This window comes from Mucilaginibacter gynuensis (assembly GCF_039541195.1).
Taxonomy (GTDB): domain Bacteria; phylum Bacteroidota; class Bacteroidia; order Sphingobacteriales; family Sphingobacteriaceae; genus Mucilaginibacter; species Mucilaginibacter gynuensis.
The window spans coordinates 141,185-158,463 of sequence record NZ_BAABFT010000011.1; the positions used below are offsets into that span (position 1 = coordinate 141,185).

General features: G+C 41.5%; 14 protein-coding genes. 12 read left to right on the forward strand and 2 right to left on the reverse strand.

Annotated features, from left to right (window positions below; all coding sequences use genetic code 11):
- Positions 1-6 precede the first annotated feature (6 nt).
- The 10 genes from ABD894_RS19410 to ABD894_RS19455 all read left to right on the forward strand — a co-directional run bounded on the left by ABD894_RS19410 (position 7) and on the right by ABD894_RS19455 (position 9,399).
- Positions 7-1,143 (forward strand): conjugative transposon protein TraM, encoded by a 1,137-nt coding sequence (locus tag ABD894_RS19410; RefSeq protein ID WP_345212733.1) that lies wholly within the window; start codon positions 7-9, stop codon positions 1,141-1,143.
- A 57-nt stretch (positions 1,144-1,200) separates the two neighbouring features.
- Positions 1,201-1,992: a DUF4138 domain-containing protein gene (locus ABD894_RS19415; RefSeq protein ID WP_345212734.1), complete on the forward strand. Its 792-nt coding sequence runs from the start codon at positions 1,201-1,203 to the stop codon at positions 1,990-1,992.
- Between the two features lie 76 nt (positions 1,993-2,068).
- On the forward strand, positions 2,069-4,069 hold the full coding sequence (locus ABD894_RS19420; protein WP_345212735.1) for a type IV secretion system DNA-binding domain-containing protein: 2,001 nt from the start codon (positions 2,069-2,071) through the stop codon (positions 4,067-4,069).
- 4 nt (positions 4,070-4,073) lie between these two features.
- The gene (locus ABD894_RS19425; RefSeq protein ID WP_345212736.1) at positions 4,074-4,487 is read left to right on the forward strand and encodes a hypothetical protein; all 414 of its coding nucleotides are present in this window, start codon (positions 4,074-4,076) and stop codon (positions 4,485-4,487) included.
- Between the two features lie 101 nt (positions 4,488-4,588).
- Positions 4,589-5,746 (forward strand): ArdC family protein, encoded by a 1,158-nt coding sequence (locus ABD894_RS19430; RefSeq protein WP_345212737.1) that lies wholly within the window; start codon positions 4,589-4,591, stop codon positions 5,744-5,746.
- Positions 5,746-6,522: a DUF4099 domain-containing protein gene (locus ABD894_RS19435; RefSeq protein ID WP_345212738.1), complete on the forward strand. Its 777-nt coding sequence runs from the start codon at positions 5,746-5,748 to the stop codon at positions 6,520-6,522. The genes ABD894_RS19430 and ABD894_RS19435 overlap by 1 nt, the downstream gene beginning before the upstream one ends.
- A 144-nt stretch (positions 6,523-6,666) precedes the next feature.
- Positions 6,667-7,074, forward strand: a complete 408-nt coding sequence (locus ABD894_RS19440) for a hypothetical protein (protein WP_345212739.1) — start codon at positions 6,667-6,669, stop codon at positions 7,072-7,074.
- Between the two features lie 9 nt (positions 7,075-7,083).
- Positions 7,084-8,136 carry a relaxase/mobilization nuclease domain-containing protein gene (locus tag ABD894_RS19445; protein ID WP_345212740.1) on the forward strand — a complete coding sequence of 351 codons (1,053 nt, stop codon included), beginning with the start codon at positions 7,084-7,086 and terminating at the stop codon, positions 8,134-8,136.
- Positions 8,137-8,152: 16 nt separating this feature from the next.
- A complete protein-coding gene (locus ABD894_RS19450) occupies positions 8,153-8,776 on the forward strand; it encodes a ParA family protein (RefSeq protein WP_345212741.1) in 624 nt (207 codons plus the stop codon).
- The gene (locus tag ABD894_RS19455) at positions 8,776-9,399 is read left to right on the forward strand and encodes a hypothetical protein (protein WP_345212742.1); all 624 of its coding nucleotides are present in this window, start codon (positions 8,776-8,778) and stop codon (positions 9,397-9,399) included. The genes ABD894_RS19450 and ABD894_RS19455 overlap by 1 nt, the downstream gene beginning before the upstream one ends.
- A 128-nt stretch (positions 9,400-9,527) precedes the next feature.
- Here ABD894_RS19455 and ABD894_RS19460 read toward each other — a convergent pair whose 3' ends face one another.
- Positions 9,528-10,100 (reverse strand): hypothetical protein, encoded by a 573-nt coding sequence (locus ABD894_RS19460; protein ID WP_345212743.1) that lies wholly within the window; start codon positions 10,098-10,100, stop codon positions 9,528-9,530.
- Between the two features lie 1,748 nt (positions 10,101-11,848).
- On the opposite strand from ABD894_RS19460, the gene ABD894_RS19465 reads away from it, so the two are divergent.
- Both ABD894_RS19465 and ABD894_RS19470 read left to right on the forward strand, forming a co-directional pair.
- On the forward strand, positions 11,849-13,687 hold the full coding sequence (locus ABD894_RS19465) for a UbiD family decarboxylase (protein ID WP_345212744.1): 1,839 nt from the start codon (positions 11,849-11,851) through the stop codon (positions 13,685-13,687).
- Positions 13,688-13,869: 182 nt separating this feature from the next.
- Positions 13,870-15,318: a T9SS type B sorting domain-containing protein gene (locus ABD894_RS19470; RefSeq protein WP_345212745.1), complete on the forward strand. Its 1,449-nt coding sequence runs from the start codon at positions 13,870-13,872 to the stop codon at positions 15,316-15,318.
- A 168-nt stretch (positions 15,319-15,486) separates the two neighbouring features.
- On the opposite strand, the gene ABD894_RS19475 is transcribed toward ABD894_RS19470, so the two are convergent.
- Positions 15,487-17,223, reverse strand: a complete 1,737-nt coding sequence (locus tag ABD894_RS19475) for a phospho-sugar mutase (RefSeq protein WP_345212746.1) — start codon at positions 17,221-17,223, stop codon at positions 15,487-15,489.
- Between the last annotated feature and the right edge of the window lie 56 nt (positions 17,224-17,279).

Below are 17,279 nucleotides of genomic sequence, written 5' to 3' on the forward strand. Positions count from 1 at the left end.
TTTCTCATGAAAATTGATTTTAAACAACCGAGGTATGTATTGCCAATTCTGGCACTACCGTTCATCTCTCTCTTTTTTTATGTGTGGAAAAGCAGCTTCGCCAATCAAAGCCCGACTCTTCAACCTCAAAATGGCTTTAATGGCACAGTCGTGGGAGTAGCCTCAGGTGTCCGGCAAAGAGAACTGTCTGATAAACTGGATGCTTACCGCGATACTTACAAAAATGCAGACGGTTATTCTGTAGTTAATGTTATTCCAAAAGAAACCTCCGGCAATCCTGCTTTTCACGACAATTACACGTTCAATGATCATCGAACGCTGGACTCATTGGATGAAGCTTTAAAAGCTAAGTATGGACAGATGCCGTTTGCCCAAAATGGTAATACTGAAACTAATACTCCAGATCATCTATTGCCGGAATACCAGCAACGGCGTGAGCTACCACTGCCTCCACGTGAAAAAGACCCAATGGAGGTCTTTAAACAGCAAATCGCTTATATGGATAGCCTGACGAAAGTTCGGGACATGGAAGCCAAGGTCGACAACAAGGAGTTAACTACTAAAAAAGCGCAAAATGAGACCCCAGCAGATAATAAATTATCAGTTACTCGGGAAAGCGTTGATAACAGTAATTTTAACACCGTCAGGCCTGTCGTGAAAAGTGTTTTTATCACAGCAGTAATTGATGAAAATATAACCGGATATGCAGGTTCCCGGCTGCGGCTAAAACTGCTTGAAGAGATCAGGGCCGGATCGACGCATGTCAAAAAAGGGACCTATATTTTTGCACAAATCAGCGGGTTCTCAGAGCAACGTGTGACTTTGGTCATTAATACGATACTCGCCGATGGCGTAGTCCTCCCTGTAAGGCTTGAAGTCTATGACCTTGACGGGCTGCCGGGCCTGTATGTGCCATCATCTGCATTTCGTGAGTTTACGAGGGAGCTTGGTAGCAATTCCGTGCAAGGCGTTACAATTGATGGTAACAACATCGGTAGCCAATTCATCATGAGTTCGGTGGATAAGCTCTTTCAATCTACATCATCCGCTATTGCAGGTCTGATCAGAAAAAACAAAGCTAAAATGAAGTATAACTCTTATGTCTACCTCTTCGATCCTGATATGTTACAAAAAATGCAATAGGTAATCAATACTATAAAAGGATCATTTCCTGCTGCTGAATAATTTAAACAGAATCTTATGAAAAATATAATGTACTACCTGTTGTGGGTGATTGGATCTGCCGCTCATGGTCAGGGCCACCAGCCAACTGTTTATCTGCCACATGGCCAGACTTTACATTTCCTATCTCCTGAACCTATTCAGTATGTCGATATTTCCACAAAAGCGCTGGTTGGTGATCTCCCTCTAAAACACGTACTCAGAATTCGGTTAAAAGATTCTGTAAGCAGCTTTTCAAATGCAGTGGTTACTATTGCCGGTGAGAAATTCATTATTCAATATCATTTACAGCCGGGAGATACGGGCAGCACGCAAATTAATATTGATCCGAGGGATACCAGGCCCCTTGATATCGCAGATATCGGATTTTCTCAAAATCAATTGAAAATGATGGCACTCCGGATCTTTGCGGGAAAACCGGGAAACCCAAGGAAAACTAGCAAAAGTTTTGGGGTGACAGCCACACTAAACCGGATTTTTACAGCCGGGGATTATGTATTTCTGGATATTACTTATCGCAATGATACCCGTCTTAACTACGCAATAGAGGAGATTCGTTTTCGTATTGATGACGAAAAAGTAACGAAGGCATCCAACATTCAGTCATTTGAATTGCAACCGGTTTTCGCCCTATTTGATGTCTCCGCCTTTAGGAAGAACTATCGGAATGTCTTCGCATTCAAAAAAATGAGTTTCCCGGGTAACAAACAATTGGTGATAGAATTGAGTGAAAAGCAAATTTCAGGTAGAATCCTGATTTTGAGGATCCCTTATCAGGATATCTTACAAGCTGATACCCTGTCCGACTGAACTTTGACCGATTCTGTTTCCAATTAAGGTGTCAAAACTGCAAAAGCAAATAGAGTCCCCTAATTCATAAAACAATATGGAAGAGACGCATGAACAGCAGAAACTGCATGGCTTCCTGCGGTACTGTATTTATTTATCGATAATCATGGATGCGGCTATTTTTATTTATCCTAATGCCCCGGTCTGGGGCATTTTTGCTGATCTATTGCATCGGATTGCCTGCCTTTTGATCTACAGCCGTCCATTATACAGCAGGCTGGCCACTTTAGTGCTTATATGCCTGGTCAGCATTGGCACGCGGGCAAAAAAAGATACAAACCTTAGTGCACGTTTACACATCATTTTTCCGCTTGTTATAGGCCTGTTGTTGTTCTTTGGCAGCTTGGTCTTTTTGGGGTGGAACTCTGCGTTACTGTTTCCATTTACATCATGGTCTGATCTGGCTTATATGATCAGTTCATTGTTTGGTGCGCTGCTTACCAGTCTCTCCCTGGACAATCTGTCTAAGATCATTCGTTCTGGGCTGGGCAAAGATCAATGGAACACTGAATCAGAAAGTTTTATGCAGCCGGTCAAACTGGTAGAAACCCCTTACTCTGTCAACATTCCGATGTTGTTTTATTATAAGAGAAAGGTAAAATCCGGCTGGATCAATATCTGCAATGTATTTAGGGGTACTATTCTGATTGGTACGCCAGGCTCAGGTAAAAGTTTTTCAATCGTAAATCCCTTTATCCGGCAACTCATTGCCAAAGAATTCGCGGTTTGCGTATATGATTTCAAGTTTGCAGATCTGGGGCAGATTGCCTATTACCATTACCTCAAAGCGAAACAGGTTGGTAAACTTAAAAACTATGCATTTCATGTCCTTAATCTGAATGATCCGGCAAAAAGCCGGCGTATAAATCCTTGGCGCGCCGCTTATATTCATTCACTGGCTGATGCTGCGGAAACAGCTGAGGGACTGATAGAAGCACTAAAAAAGGGGGCCCGTTCGGATGGAAGCGATCAGTTCTTTACTCAATCCGCTATTAACTTTTTGGCCTCCTGCATCTATTTCCTGAGTAAGTATGCCGATGGCCGCTATTCCAGCCTGCCGCATGTGCTCGCACTTTTAAACCGTAGTTACGAGGAGGTTTTTGATACGCTTGCTTCCGAGCCGGAATTGCGCTCTCTATTGTCACCATTCATGACCGCTTATCATGCCAAAGCATTTGACCAACTTGAAGGTCAGATCGGAACTTTAAAAGTATTTGTCAGTAGGCTTGCCACCAAGGAAACCTACTGGGTGTTCTCCGGCGATGATTTTGATCTGAAAATATCTGACCCCCGTCATCCGGGCATTCTCATATTGGCTAATGATCCCAACACACAGAATATTAATTCAGCCTGTTACTCTATTGTCGTTAATCGTCTTACCAAGCTAATCAATACTAAAGGTAATTTGCCATCAGCATTGATCATCGATGAAGTACCTACCTTATTTATACATAAGGTTGAGAACTTAATTGCTACGGCCAGGAGCAATAAGGTTGCTGTGTTACTGGGATTACAGGAATTACCACAATTTAATCAGCAATATGGAAAAGATACCGCCGCCACCATTATTTCAGTCGTGGGGAACGTCCTTTCCGGTTCAGTAAGAAGTAAGGAAACGCTGGAATGGTTGGAGCGCTTGTTTGGAAAATCCAAACAGGTAGGGGAAGGTCTTTCTGTTGACCGTAACAAAACCTCCTCATCCTTTAATGAAAAACTGGAGGCATTGATTCCTGCAGGAAAGATCGCTTCGCTGAATGCCGGTGAGATGGTAGGGATCATTGCTGCCGATGTAACTGAAAAATACACCGGACAATTCCGGACATCGGCTATTAATTGTCGTGTCGATCTTGATATGAAGGAAATTGCACAGGAGGAAAGGGCTTACAGGCAACTGCCGGTTTACTACGATTTTGGTGGGCAACAAGAGGAACGACTAACACAGAACTTTATGCGTATCACCAATGAGGTGCGGGAAATCGTGCAGCAATTTCAGGCTATGAAGCCGCCGGACATACCGAAGGCTTCCTTAAATAAATGAACGGATGAGTCCAAACGAAGAAATCGCCGGAAATTATGTTATGGTGCATCCGGAATTAAAGAATGATCCTGCCGGAAAGGCTGCACAGATAGGAACTATTCGCCATGCCGATCTGATTAGGAATGATGTCTATGTGGAATTTCAGGATGGCCAACTGGGGCTCTATGCCGCCAATGCTCTGTTGACATTGAAAAAATCAGAAGATATTTTTAAATATCTGGAACGTGATGGACATACACTGTCTTTCATTGATTACAACAATCTCCACAAAATCGCGCTGATTGAACGCTTCGGTTACCCGGAACAGGTATCACGCGCCCTTGAATTGGCGAAAGAGAGCGAAACGGTATACAGAAAGGGGCTCGTTTCCCTGGAGGATCACCTTGGTTTAAAAAATACCATCCGTCGCTTGCGCTAAGTCTGCCAGCTTCAGGTTGTTACAGATCGTTCCGTCTCGTTTAACAGGATCGATTATCAGTCACTTAATTATCAAATTATCAACAATAATCACAAACGATCATGAGTAAAAATTTCAAACCCCTTTATGTTCAATTGGCTGAAACATTGGTAAAAGAGCTTAAAGCCGGAACATCACCATTTCAGAAGCCCATAAAAGAAAATGGTTTACCTGCCTTTGTGAAACCTATCAACCCCATAACCGGAAAAGGCTATAGTGCAATGAATGCCATTAACTTAGCACTTAAAGGATATGATGATCCACGATGGATGTCCGCTGATTCCGCAAGTTACGCCGGTTACCTGGTTAAAGAAGGTTCCAAAGGTACATTGATTAATTTCCCAAAAAAGAGCGAAATTCAGGCAATGCGTACACCGGACGGCGAAAAGATAAAGGGAGCAGATGGCAAGACACTAACCCGGACCGTGGAATTTGACAGGGTCATCAATGAGAAAGCGTTCCTGTTTAATGGAACACAGATCAAAGACATCCCATCTTTACAGGAATTTCTTGAAATTGCTGCTGAAGGCAAAAAACTTAGTCCGTTGGAACAGGCAGAAAAGCTGATCTCCGACACTAAAGCTACTATTGTTCATGGAGGGCAGGAGGCGTATTATGATAAGATCAAAGATGAGATTCACTTACCGGAGAAAAGTACCTTCGAAAACGATACTAAGTATTACCAGGTTGCTGTTCATCAGTTAGCACATTGGACTGGTCATGAAACACGATTAAATCGTCCCATGGAAGGCCGTTTCGGATCTTTAGAATATGCGAAAGAGGAATTCCGCGCGGCGACTGCTGCTATGTTGATTGGTGGAGAGTTGAAGACAGGTCATCAATTCGGATCCCATGCTGCTTACGCGGGATCATGGGCCAGGATGCTGAAAGACGACCCTTTTGAAATTTCGCGGGTTTCATCAGATGCCCAAAAGATTGCTAATTTTCTACTCAGCATTGGCCAGAAACAGGATGTTAAACAAACAACTACCTCGAACGATACATTAACAAAAGGCGATGTCATTGCTTACAACGATACTTTTTATACCGTGCTGGACAAAAGAGGCAAGTCATTTGAAATGGAAAAAGGGGATACCGGCGAGCGATTCAAAATGAAGCCTACTGATAATTTGTTTGCGGGCTTGGTTGCGGCGCGTAATAACCCGCCTGTTCAGCAAATGAAACCGGAAGAAGTACCCACACAAAAAATCGGTCGCTGATGAACTTGATGAGCTTTAATGAAAATGATCTCCCGATTCCACACCTGAAACAGATCGGCCTGTTAGCTGATGGTAAAATGCTCTTAGATGTTAAGGATTTAAAAACATTGCTTTCCGGTCGACGGACAACATTGATAGAGCTTAAAAATATAGAAACGGGAAATACAAAAATTAAAATGATGAACGCCAAATTATCATTACAAAAGAATGTAAAAGGTGAGGTAGACTTGCTTATACACCCGGTCTATCGAAAATCAGTGGCCCCTATTTATTTAGATGAAAGCGAGATTCGGCAACTGGAAAAAGGAAAGATAGGTAGCCTGTTACGCCTGACAATTGATGACAAAGGGCACGAAAAGGAATTACTTATCGAATATGATAAGGAAACCAGGGAATTTATCACCTCTGACACAGCGAAGATCCTGGTACCTGATATGATCAATGACGAACTACTGACGCCGGCGCAAAAGGATGCTTACAGGAAAGGCCGCGAAGTTGAATTGGCCGATAAAACTCGATTTAACTTTTCGGGTGCAGATATTTATGGAATCCGATCAAACAAATTGGCTCTGGTAGCCTCTGTACTCGTTGATGGTGGTGTCTCTTACATGCTTTATACAGGATTGAATGCGATTTTTAATAAAAAGCGTGACCTGACAGATGCAGCGCAGCTAAGTGATAGCTATTATCGTGCTGCCTCCAACATCAGGAAACCGCCCATCCCTGAAAATAATAATCTTATGCCGCTGACCAGATCAAACTCCCAGCATCGCTGAAGATACTTAGCATGACTATCTCTTTTTGATTGGAAATTTGAGATGATTCCAAGACCGGAATATAATGCCGTCGGGCAGCAAACCGAAGTCTTTCACGGGAATGATATGGGTTATTCTTTTGGTAACAATAATAATTCTTAAAAAGTGGCAGGTATTAGAAAAAGAGGCGGTCCGAAATTAACAGATGGTAAAAGGATCCACCTGGTAAAGGCGATGCTGACGGATAATGAATTCGAACAGTTGCTAATCCTTGAGCAGGAGTTGGGTATTACTAGAATGGATCTGATGAGACAACGCTTACTTGTAAATACAGGTAAAGTGCTCGTCAACGCAAAAAAACTCCTGGATTTATTGGACGCCAGCGGAAACACGCTCGGACAGATTAGAGAAAAGCTGAATGTATTAATGCAGAAAATTTCTGATAGCAACGAAGCTGGCTTGTTGCAGGAACAGACGATGATTGTCTTTAACAGTTTATTATCGGAATACATTATTGCACAAAGAAGTACGGATAAATTGATTCGACAAATCATCCGGTTGATGATGAGATGAAAATAACTTATGAACGTCAGAATTTTAGAGAAATCCCAAACATTCCGGGGAGTATTTTACAATTTAAATAAAATAGAGAAGCAGCAGGCGGAATTATTATATGTGCACAAATTTGGCGCATTACAGGCTTTGTCTGCTTTACGAAAGCAGGATTACGTTAATTATTTAAAAGCTAATTCCGCACTAAACGCACATATCCGATATCCGCAATTCCATGCAATTATTTCCTGCCGGGGGAGAAGTCAGGATAAAGTTTATTTGAAATCTCTGGGCGAGCAATGGATGAAAGCCATGGGTTACGGCGACCAACCCTACCTGTTGTTTTTTCACAAAGATACGGCTAATAACCACCTGCATATCGTATCTACCCGTATCGGTAGGGATGGAAAAAAGATAGCTTATTCCTTTGAGCGGATCAGGTCTGTTCAGGCGCTGCATATTCTGACGGGTATCGACGTTAATCGTCAATTAAACAAAGCTATTGAACTGGTTTCAAGTTATTCCTTAGCAGATCTTTCAGATTTTGGAACGCTGATGAATACTCTTGGTTATCGTGCAGGGATCACCGGGGAAGAATACCAAATCTATAAATTCGGGATAATACTATCCAGGATACCTCTTCATGACGTCATTCGACAAGTTGGTAGGATACGTGAGCCTGCCAGGATAGAAACCATCAGACGGGCAATCGAAACAGCAAAGTTATGTTACGATCCGCGACTATATCCGTTAACCTATAGCCTTGCAGGTCATTGGGCAGAAATCCAAACGGGGTATTCCAGTCCAATGGCTGATTTCTTAAAATATAAGTATGGCCTTGAAGTGATATACCATACCCGTCACGGGTATTTACCCCACGATCTTACGATAATAGATCACCATAGCAAGGCCGTTTTTGCAGGCAAAGAAATTATACCTTTACGGGAGCTGATCGTGGGAAATAATGTTGCTACTGACCTTGGTCAAGAATTTACGTCACTTTCATTTCCTGTACGAATCGCTACAGACATTGATGACGACGCCATTCACGGACCAAAACGCAGGCGTAAAAGAAAGCATTGACAAATTTATAGTAGACATGATGGTATTAATCGGTAGTCAAAAAGGTGGCGCAGGGAAAAGTACGCTTGCGATGTTACTTGCCAATTATTTAGCCGGAAACAGATCCCAACGGGTTGCTTTACTCGATCTGGACCCTCAACATGCGATCGATATGATAGCGAAGAAGGCTAAGGTGCTGGAAAATGAGCCGCCCTATCAAGTTTGGCCGGTGGATATAGAAAATTTTGACTTTGTGCTAAAGCGTATTCATCAACTTCCTGTAGAAATGATTATTGTCGATATGCCGGCAGAAATGATCAATGAACGTTTGAGGGCTATCATTCAACAGGCCCAAGTGATCATTTGTCCCTTTAACTATGACTTGTTAACTTTGCAGCCGACCATTCAGTATGCACTATTAGTAGGAAAGATCAACACCAATATTAAGCAATTATTTATACCCAATCGTATAAAGTCAAATGTCACTTATGATACCAGAACAGATATAGAAAATATTTTAAAACGTTTAGGTATAGTCGTACCGGCGCTTGCTGACCGTATTGCTTTTCAGCGAATTAATACACAGCATACGCCATCCACGCTTATTCCGGTTGTAAATCCGGTACTGGATTTAATTTACGAATGCTATTTGAGAAAATAATGATAAATAAATTAGATCAATTACGCATCAGTATACCGATCAGGCAAATGTTTGCCAAATGCTATTTGATAGAACAAAACCGCATTTGCTTCCTATATACTAGGAATGAATTTTCTTACGAATATGAAACCGCTGTCGGCCGCAACCATGAGGTTCCGTTATCCGGATTATTTGTGGTTGCATTCTGTAACCTGCCCCGACTGGTTATGCAAGTTTATCTTTTTTGCACCGGGTTGGAGATGCTGTGTTTTTGTAATCTTAGACCGGATGTGTTAAATAATCAAATCAATGTTGCTTTTGTGGCACTTGGTTTATGTCCTGATCAACAAGATATCAAGCAACTGAGGACACGTTACCCTTTCGCCAATTTCAATTGTGTTTTTGGAAACGATCTTTTGGGCAAAGTTTTAGATTGCAAGGTGGCCATGTGGTATCATGATAGAGACTTGAGCACTTTGTGTGACGGCACGACAGTTATTTTTAAGTATGAGAACAAGGTTATAAGGTTAAACGCGGATAGGGTTTCTTTAGATATCTTCAAACGAACGATGAGATTAAAGACGAATATAAAAACGCTTAAGCCGGCCGGAGGTTTTATCTCGTTTTTGGCAAAGCATCAATAACTGAATTGCTATTCATCTCAGCCCGCACTCAAATACTGATTGCCTTGTGTATACATGTTGTTCTCTTTCCTATAAGTTTTATCTAAAAAATGTCCCTGTTGGCAGGGACATTTTTTAGTATATTATAATTATAATCCAAAGCCATAAGCTATTCTCAACCCAACTGCACCATAATTATTCCCCTGACCGGAGAAATTCTCGTATTTAACACCGAAATCCCAAGTTTTGTCAGCCCATCCCAGCGCTGGTGAAAGCAACAACTTGGTGTCCCCGCCTTTGTTAGTTTCAAACCCGGCACCTGCTTCGGCACCGAAATAAAGGTTATCAGTAAAGAAAGTTTTGATACCTAATTTAACAGGAACCACGCCAGCATCCTTAAATCCCGCATCAGAGTAAGCACTTTTAGCGAAAAAATTATAATAACCCGAAGTTAAGGTCACTGCCAGGTTATCCGCTGCGCCATATTGTAAACGCGCTGTTCCACCAAGCTGAAAATTACTGTAATCTTTGATATCGCCGGTTGGTATTCCACCTTCAATACCAAAACCTAAGCGCCAAGCACTTTTCGCATTAGTCTGTGCATTCACATTCGTTCCGATGAATAAAGCGACAGCTGTCAAGCCGGTAGCTAGTAGTTTAGACATGTTTCTCATTGTTGTGTTATTAGTTTGTTCAATAATAACTGTCAAATCTTTTGCCAAAACATTTGTTGGATATGAAAGGCTGGAATAAACAATTAACCTTTTGCGTCAAGTAGGAGTATCAATGAACGCCAATGTGTTGTTTTTGACTGATATACTTGAACTTGACAAGATGCGATAGGATCCTTCTATATCACTTTCATCAATAACGATTCTTTTTCGTAGATAGGTTTAATCAGTATTGTTTTCAGTACATCTATAGGAAAGTCTTTAAGGATAACTCACTTGAATATTACATTTTTGATGTTAAATAATATCCTAAGGTTCTGTAAAATCGTGTATTTCATCTCTGATCCAATTAGCTATTAAAATCAAATCGCCAGCCTGTTTCGAGAAAATGTTTAATGACTCTCAACTTTTAAGTACCTTAGTTTTACTAAGTGAAATAAACTATGCAGACAGACCGTTTTTTATTCGAGTTAATATCCTCATTTGCGATTTTTTTAGTATCTGCTTTTGTACTAAGGGCAATATTGAAAATTGATACCATCGTAAGGTACTTAAAGGGTATCTATCACCTACAGAGGGCCATCGCAGAAAAGCAAGGCGTCTACAAAGAGATCATAGAAGAGGTCGATAAATTATAGCGGCCTCAAAAGGATCAAGACTCTCGGATTTATTAATATAGCGCGGAATTTCAAATATATTTATTACCGCATCGATTACGCTTGGTGGAGTTGTTACTTCTTCAAAAGAATTTGGGCAGCTTCAATACCCTAGTTAAGTGGTAATTGTTTTAATCGGGAGACTCGCATTTCTGCACTTAAGTCAATATTTCCTTTAGTTGCTACATGTTGCTTTTATAGTAATTCCATTCAGAAATGTTCAATGAATAGCGGGTATTACTGGGGGCTCAATGCTATTTAACTCAATTTTTTTGAATATTATCCGGGGATCGGCTATTGTTTATTTATTCCCGCCTATTCTGTATACCGTGATCAGAGCATTTGTTTTGATATTTACTTTAACTTCGGTCGTTTGTAGATGTCTATTTTTTACTTTCTATTAGGAAATGGTACGAATTGTTCAACGGATCACAAAATAGGGAAGCAATTATCTTACTACTAAAAGCTGCCCTGTAACCTTAACTCCATTAGCTTTTACAGTTTGATTCATTTTATTTTCATAACATTATTTCGAGTATTGTTCCCGGTTATTCTTGACGCAAGCTATTTGCGCGTAGCTCTTAATTCTCCATATTGAGGTGTTAGCCTGAATGTTTATGAGAAAGTATAAAAATAAAGTCCCTGAGCACTCGCTGCCAGAGACTTTAAACCTAAACCTTATCACATAGGCAGACAAGCGCCTGCCTAATTCTAAAGAGTAATAATAGCAATTATTTTTGAATGGTTGTTTCATCTTAGCATCGATTTTTAAAAGGTAAGGGGAGCTGATATAGTGCCGGCAAAATCATACACTCAATGTTGTAAGTGACCACCACAGGAGGCACTTTACTTCGTTGGATTATTTGTTGAACATATTTACAGCACCAATAATACCCCTCGCCGATCGCAATAAAATTGACCAGTAAATTTTTTATAAAAGAAAATTAAAATATTGGCATAATTTTAACTATCATGTAATTCTAAAAGTTTGTATACTTTAGATTTTCAGGAAGCTTTTTATCGTGAGATAAAAGGCTTCCTTTTTTGATAGCCTGATTGTGTATAGACCAAGTAAATAAGTTATTGGCTATAGATATATTGCACGTTATCTCGTCTCATTATTTGTGCGTAATTTTAACGCCAATGAGCTACAATAGTCTACAAGCCTGCGTTACCGACCTTGAAAAGAACGGTCATTTAATAAGAATAAAAGAAGAAGTTGACCCTTACCTGCAAATGGCAGCCATACACCTGAGGGTGTTTGAAAATGAAGGACCGGCTATTTTATTTGAAAACGTTAAGGGCACTAAATTCCCGGCGGTATCTAACCTGTTCGGTACGCTTGAGCGTTCAAAATTCATCTTCAGAGATAGTCTGGAGAAAGTTAAAACCCTGGTCGATATTAAATCAGATCCTATCAGGGCAATTAAAAATCCCTTAAAGTACGCTAACGTAGCGCTCACTGCGTTTTCGGCTTTGCCGATGCGTGTGGGTAATAAAGCGCCAATCAGTTTTGGACGCACACAAATAAGTGAGTTGCCTCAAATTGTTAACTGGCCTATGGATGGCGGCCCGTTTGTTACCATGCCGCAGGTATACACCGAAGATGCCGATAAACCCGGTATTATGAATGCTAACCTGGGTATGTACCGTATTCAGTTGGGCGGTAACGAGTATATTCACAATCAGGAGATAGGTTTACACTATCAACTCCATCGTGGTATAGGCGTGCACCAAACCAAAGCTAACGCGAAAGGTCAGCCGTTAAAGGTGAGTATTTTTGTTGGCGGTCCGCCATCGCACCCGGTTGCGGCAGTAATGCCATTGCCCGAAGGGCTTTCCGAAATGACCTTTGCCGGTGCTTTGGGCGGCAGGAGGTTTCGTTATTTTTACGACCAGGAAGGTTTCTGTATCTCTGCCGATGCCGATTTTGTGATCACCGGAACCGTAATGCCGCACGACAATAAACCCGAAGGCCCTTTTGGTGATCACCTGGGTTATTACAGCCTTACCCATCCATTCCCGCTGATGAAGGTGCATAATGTGTACCATCGTAAAAACGCGATATGGTCGTTCACGGTGGTTGGTCGCCCACCGCAGGAGGATACCAGTTTTGGGGCACTTATTCACGAAATAGCAGGTTCAGCATTACCCCAGGAAATTCCGGGACTAAAAGCCGTTAATGCCGTTGACGCGGCAGGGGTACACCCTTTACTTTTCGCTATCGGCAGCGAACGTTACACACCGTACCTGAAAGAGCGCAAACCGCAGGAGATCCTGACTATCGCTAATCATATACTTGGTAAAAATCAGTTGAGCTTAGCCAAGTTCCTGTTCATCACGGCACATGAGGATGATCCTACATTGGATATACACGATATCGGCGCTTTCCTGAAACATATTTTACAGCGTATCGATCTTACCCGCGATCTGCACTTTTATACCAAAACAACCATAGATACGCTCGATTACAGCGGGAATGGTTTAAACTCGGGCAGTAAAGTTGCCATAACCGTTGCGGGCGAAATTAAACGCGAACTATGGAACGAATTGCCTGCCGGTTTTAGCTTACCAAGGCCGATAGCTAATTACAAAGTAGCCATGCCGGGCGTACTGGCAATTGAGATCCCCAAGAATATTAAAGGCAGCGATATTGAAATAGTGCTGGAAATACTGGAAGAAGAATTGGCGAACAAAAACATGGAAGGCCTGCCATTGATAGTAATGTGCGATGACGCTGATTTTGTAGCGCAAAGTATCAACAACCTGGTTTGGGTAACCTTTACCCGCAGCAATCCATCGCACGATATATATGGTATTAATAGCTTTACCGAGCATAAACACTGGGGGTGCAAAGGTCCAATGATCATTGATGCCCGCATAAAACCACATCATGCACCCGTACTTGAAAAAGATCCTGAAATAGAAAAACTGGTGGATAAGATGGGGGAAAAGGGTGGTGATTTGCATCAGGTTATTTAAACGAAATTGCATAGAGAGGTTGAATGATAAAGTTTAAGATTTAAAGCCGGTTTGTTATCTTTATGTCAATATTTCAAGGATATCCTTATTGTTTTTCTATTATCTTGACAGTTTTAATAACCAAGTCGCACTTTTTTGCGTAAAAGCAATCATTACCATTGGCTTAATAAGCTGTTACTGATTTGAAAAAGCATTTATTATTTGGATTCGTTTTTGTATTCGGACTGTGGGATAATAATGTAAATGCTCAAGCACAAACTTCGCCGGCAATTACGTACCCATCATCAGGCACTTTCATAGTAGGGAAGGCCATTACTCCGATATCGCCTGTTAATACGGGTGGCGCTGTTTATCCGTCGAAATACGCTGCCCCAGCGTTACTTTCATCGTATCAGACACCCTTTAGTTTAGCAGTCGATGCTGAAAACTGTATTTACACGACTAGTATCTACAGTGGAAATCTCTCCAAATTGGATAAGTCCGGGAAAGTACTAGGGACAGTAAATACCGGGGATAACCAGGCGTCCGGGGTTGGTATTGACAAAGCGGGTAATATTTATATTGCTCAGTTTACGCAGAATAGTCTTTTAAAGTATAACCAGTCTGGTACATTGTTAGCCAAAATTAGAGGCTTTAGTGACCCTTATGGTATTGCTTTTGACTCCGGCAGCAATATATATGTTGCCAATTATTTTACTGGCACCATTTATCGAATCAAAGCAGGCACCGTGACACCTGTCGTTTACTTAAGTGGACTTAGTAAACCTTACGGCATTGTATTTGATTCTGCAAATAACCTGTATATCAGCCAGCAGGCTTCAAATAACATTATTAAAGTTGCTCCCGGATCATTAGTGCGCACTACATTTGCAAGCGGTTTTAAAGGCCCACGCCATTTAAGTAAAGATAAATTTGATAATATTTATGTCGCCGACTATGGCAACAATGCCATTAAACGAATAAGCCCTGCAGGTAAAGTTACCACTGTATTATCAACTGGCCTAAATTCACCAAGGCAGGTGGCGTTTGACGCATCGGGCAATTTATTAGTTGCTGATTATGGTACAAATTCTATTGTTAAATCAACCGCCGCTTGTTATAGTATCAATGCCCCTTTACCTGCAGGTTTGGTTTTCAATACTACTACAGGCCAAATCACCGGGCAACCTACCGAGATTATTGCTGCGACTAAGTATACGATTACAGCCTATAATACCAGTGGTTCAAGTACAGCTAACATCACTATTTCGGTAAATGCAGTTACCACTCGAACTACCTCGCTTGTAGCAACATCGAGTATTGCCCCTACCGCTGCTGTAGACAGCAGTCAAAACGCAGCGAACGAAAAAATTACTGTTAACCAGGCATTATCACCAAACGGCGATGGTGTGAATGATGTGTTTATTATCGATGGTTTGGAAAATTATTTAAAAAACAAGGTTACTATTTATGACCACAACGGATTGCCTGTTTACAATGCGTTCGATTACAACAATAAGGACCGTGTATTTGATGGCCGATCGAGTATCGATGGGCGACTTCAAAAGGCTGGCACCTATTATTATGTGATTGAATATACGGCCAGTGATGGCGGTAAAAAAAGTAAAACTGGCTATCTTTTACTTAAGTAGTGATTTGCAGGTCGCTTATTTAAAGTTTTTATAGATGGAATATATCTACTCGAAAATGAGATTTCCAGTAAACCCGCTATTTCCGGTTGGGGATTGGAAGTTATAACAATATGATATAAGAGGCCAGAATAGATATCCTATTCTGGCCTCTTCATTGACTAACAGTAGTTACACGCCCAGATCCTGCATTATCGCATTGATCTTTGCATCCAATTGCTCATCGGTTGCTTTATAGGCTGCTTTGCTTTCCAGTTTGCCGTTTACGCTGCAATAGAATTTTATCTTTGGTTCAGTACCCGACGGACGGGCAGAAATAATGCTGCCATCTTCGGTAATGAATTGCAATACATCCGACTTAGGCAATTCAATTGCCTTGGTGGTATTGCTGTTCAAATCAGTTTCTATGCTCTTCTCGTAATCTTTTAACGCGATAACTTTTGAGCCGCCCAGGGTAGCAGGAGGGTTGTTCCTGAATTTTTCCATCATGGCGACAATTTCCTCGGCACCGGTTTTGCCTTTTTTGGTGATGGAGATCAGTTTCTCTTTAAAGAAACCATACTCGATATAGGTATCCAGCAAGGCTTCAAACAAGCTGCTGCCTTTATCTTTGTAGAAGGCTGTCATTTCAGAAATGAACGCGCTTGATACTACCGCATCTTTATCACGCACCAGTTCGCCAATCAGGTAACCATAGCTTTCTTCGCCGCCACCAATAAACGTTTGTTTGCCTTCAAACTTAGTCATTAGTTCACCAATATATTTAAAACCGGTTAAAGTGTTATAGTAGGTTACATTTTTAGCTTCGGCAATGCGCTCAATCAGGTTTGAGGTTACAATGGTTTTAACAATGTACTCGTTACCAGTAAGTTTGCCGCTTTCCTGCCATGCGGTAAGCAGGTAGTTGATGAGCATGCTGCCGGTTTGGTTACCGTTAAGCAATACGAACTCGTTATCGGTATTTTTAACCGCGATACCCACACGGTCGGCATCAGGGTCGGTAGCCAAAACAAGGTCGGCATCCACTTCCTGAGCTTTTTTAAGGGCTAGGGTAAGGGCTTCTTTTTCTTCAGGGTTAGGGTATACTACTGTTGGGAAGTTGCCATCCGGTGTAGCCTGTTCTTCAACAACTATCACATTTTCGAAACCGAAAAGTTCCAGCGCTTTAGGCACTAAAGTGATACCGGTCCCGTGGATAGGAGAGTAAACGATCTTCAGGTCTTTCTGACGTTTGATAGCATCAGGTGATACCGATAGTTTAGCGATCTTTTCAAGATACGAATTATCAATGTCCGCGCCTATCAGTTCTACGTTTTCGGCAATGCGGTCAAATTTAATATCGTCAACACTGCTTACTGCTGCTACTTCTTTCATTACCGCCTCGTCTTCCGGGAAAACGAACTGGCCGCCATCGGCGCCGTAGGCTTTGTAGCCGTTGTATTCTTTAGGATTGTGCGACGCGGTAAGCATTACACCGCTTTTGCAGCCCAGTTCGCGAATAGCATATGATAGTTCTGGGGTAGGCCTTAACGCCTCAAAAAAGTAAACATGGATACCATTGGCCGAAAATACATCGGCGGTTACGCCTGAAAACAGATCAGAGTTGTTACGGCTATCATGTGCTATGGCAACTTTTATCTGCTCGTTAGGGTAGCTTTTTTTAAGATGATTGCTTAGGCCCTGGGTAGCAGCGCCAATGGTGTATTTATTAATACGGTTTGAACCCGGACCCATGATACCACGTAAGCCGCCGGTACCAAATTCAAGATCGCGGTAAAACGAATCGGTTAACTCTGTGTAAGCCTTATCATCAAGCAATTTCTGTATTTGTTGCTTCACTTCGGCATCGTAGTTGCCTTCAAGCCATGTATTTACTTTCTGAAGAACGGATGGATCTAATTCCTGCATTGGTAACTATTTTTAGTTTAGATATTGAACTTGTATTACAACAAATATGTCAATAA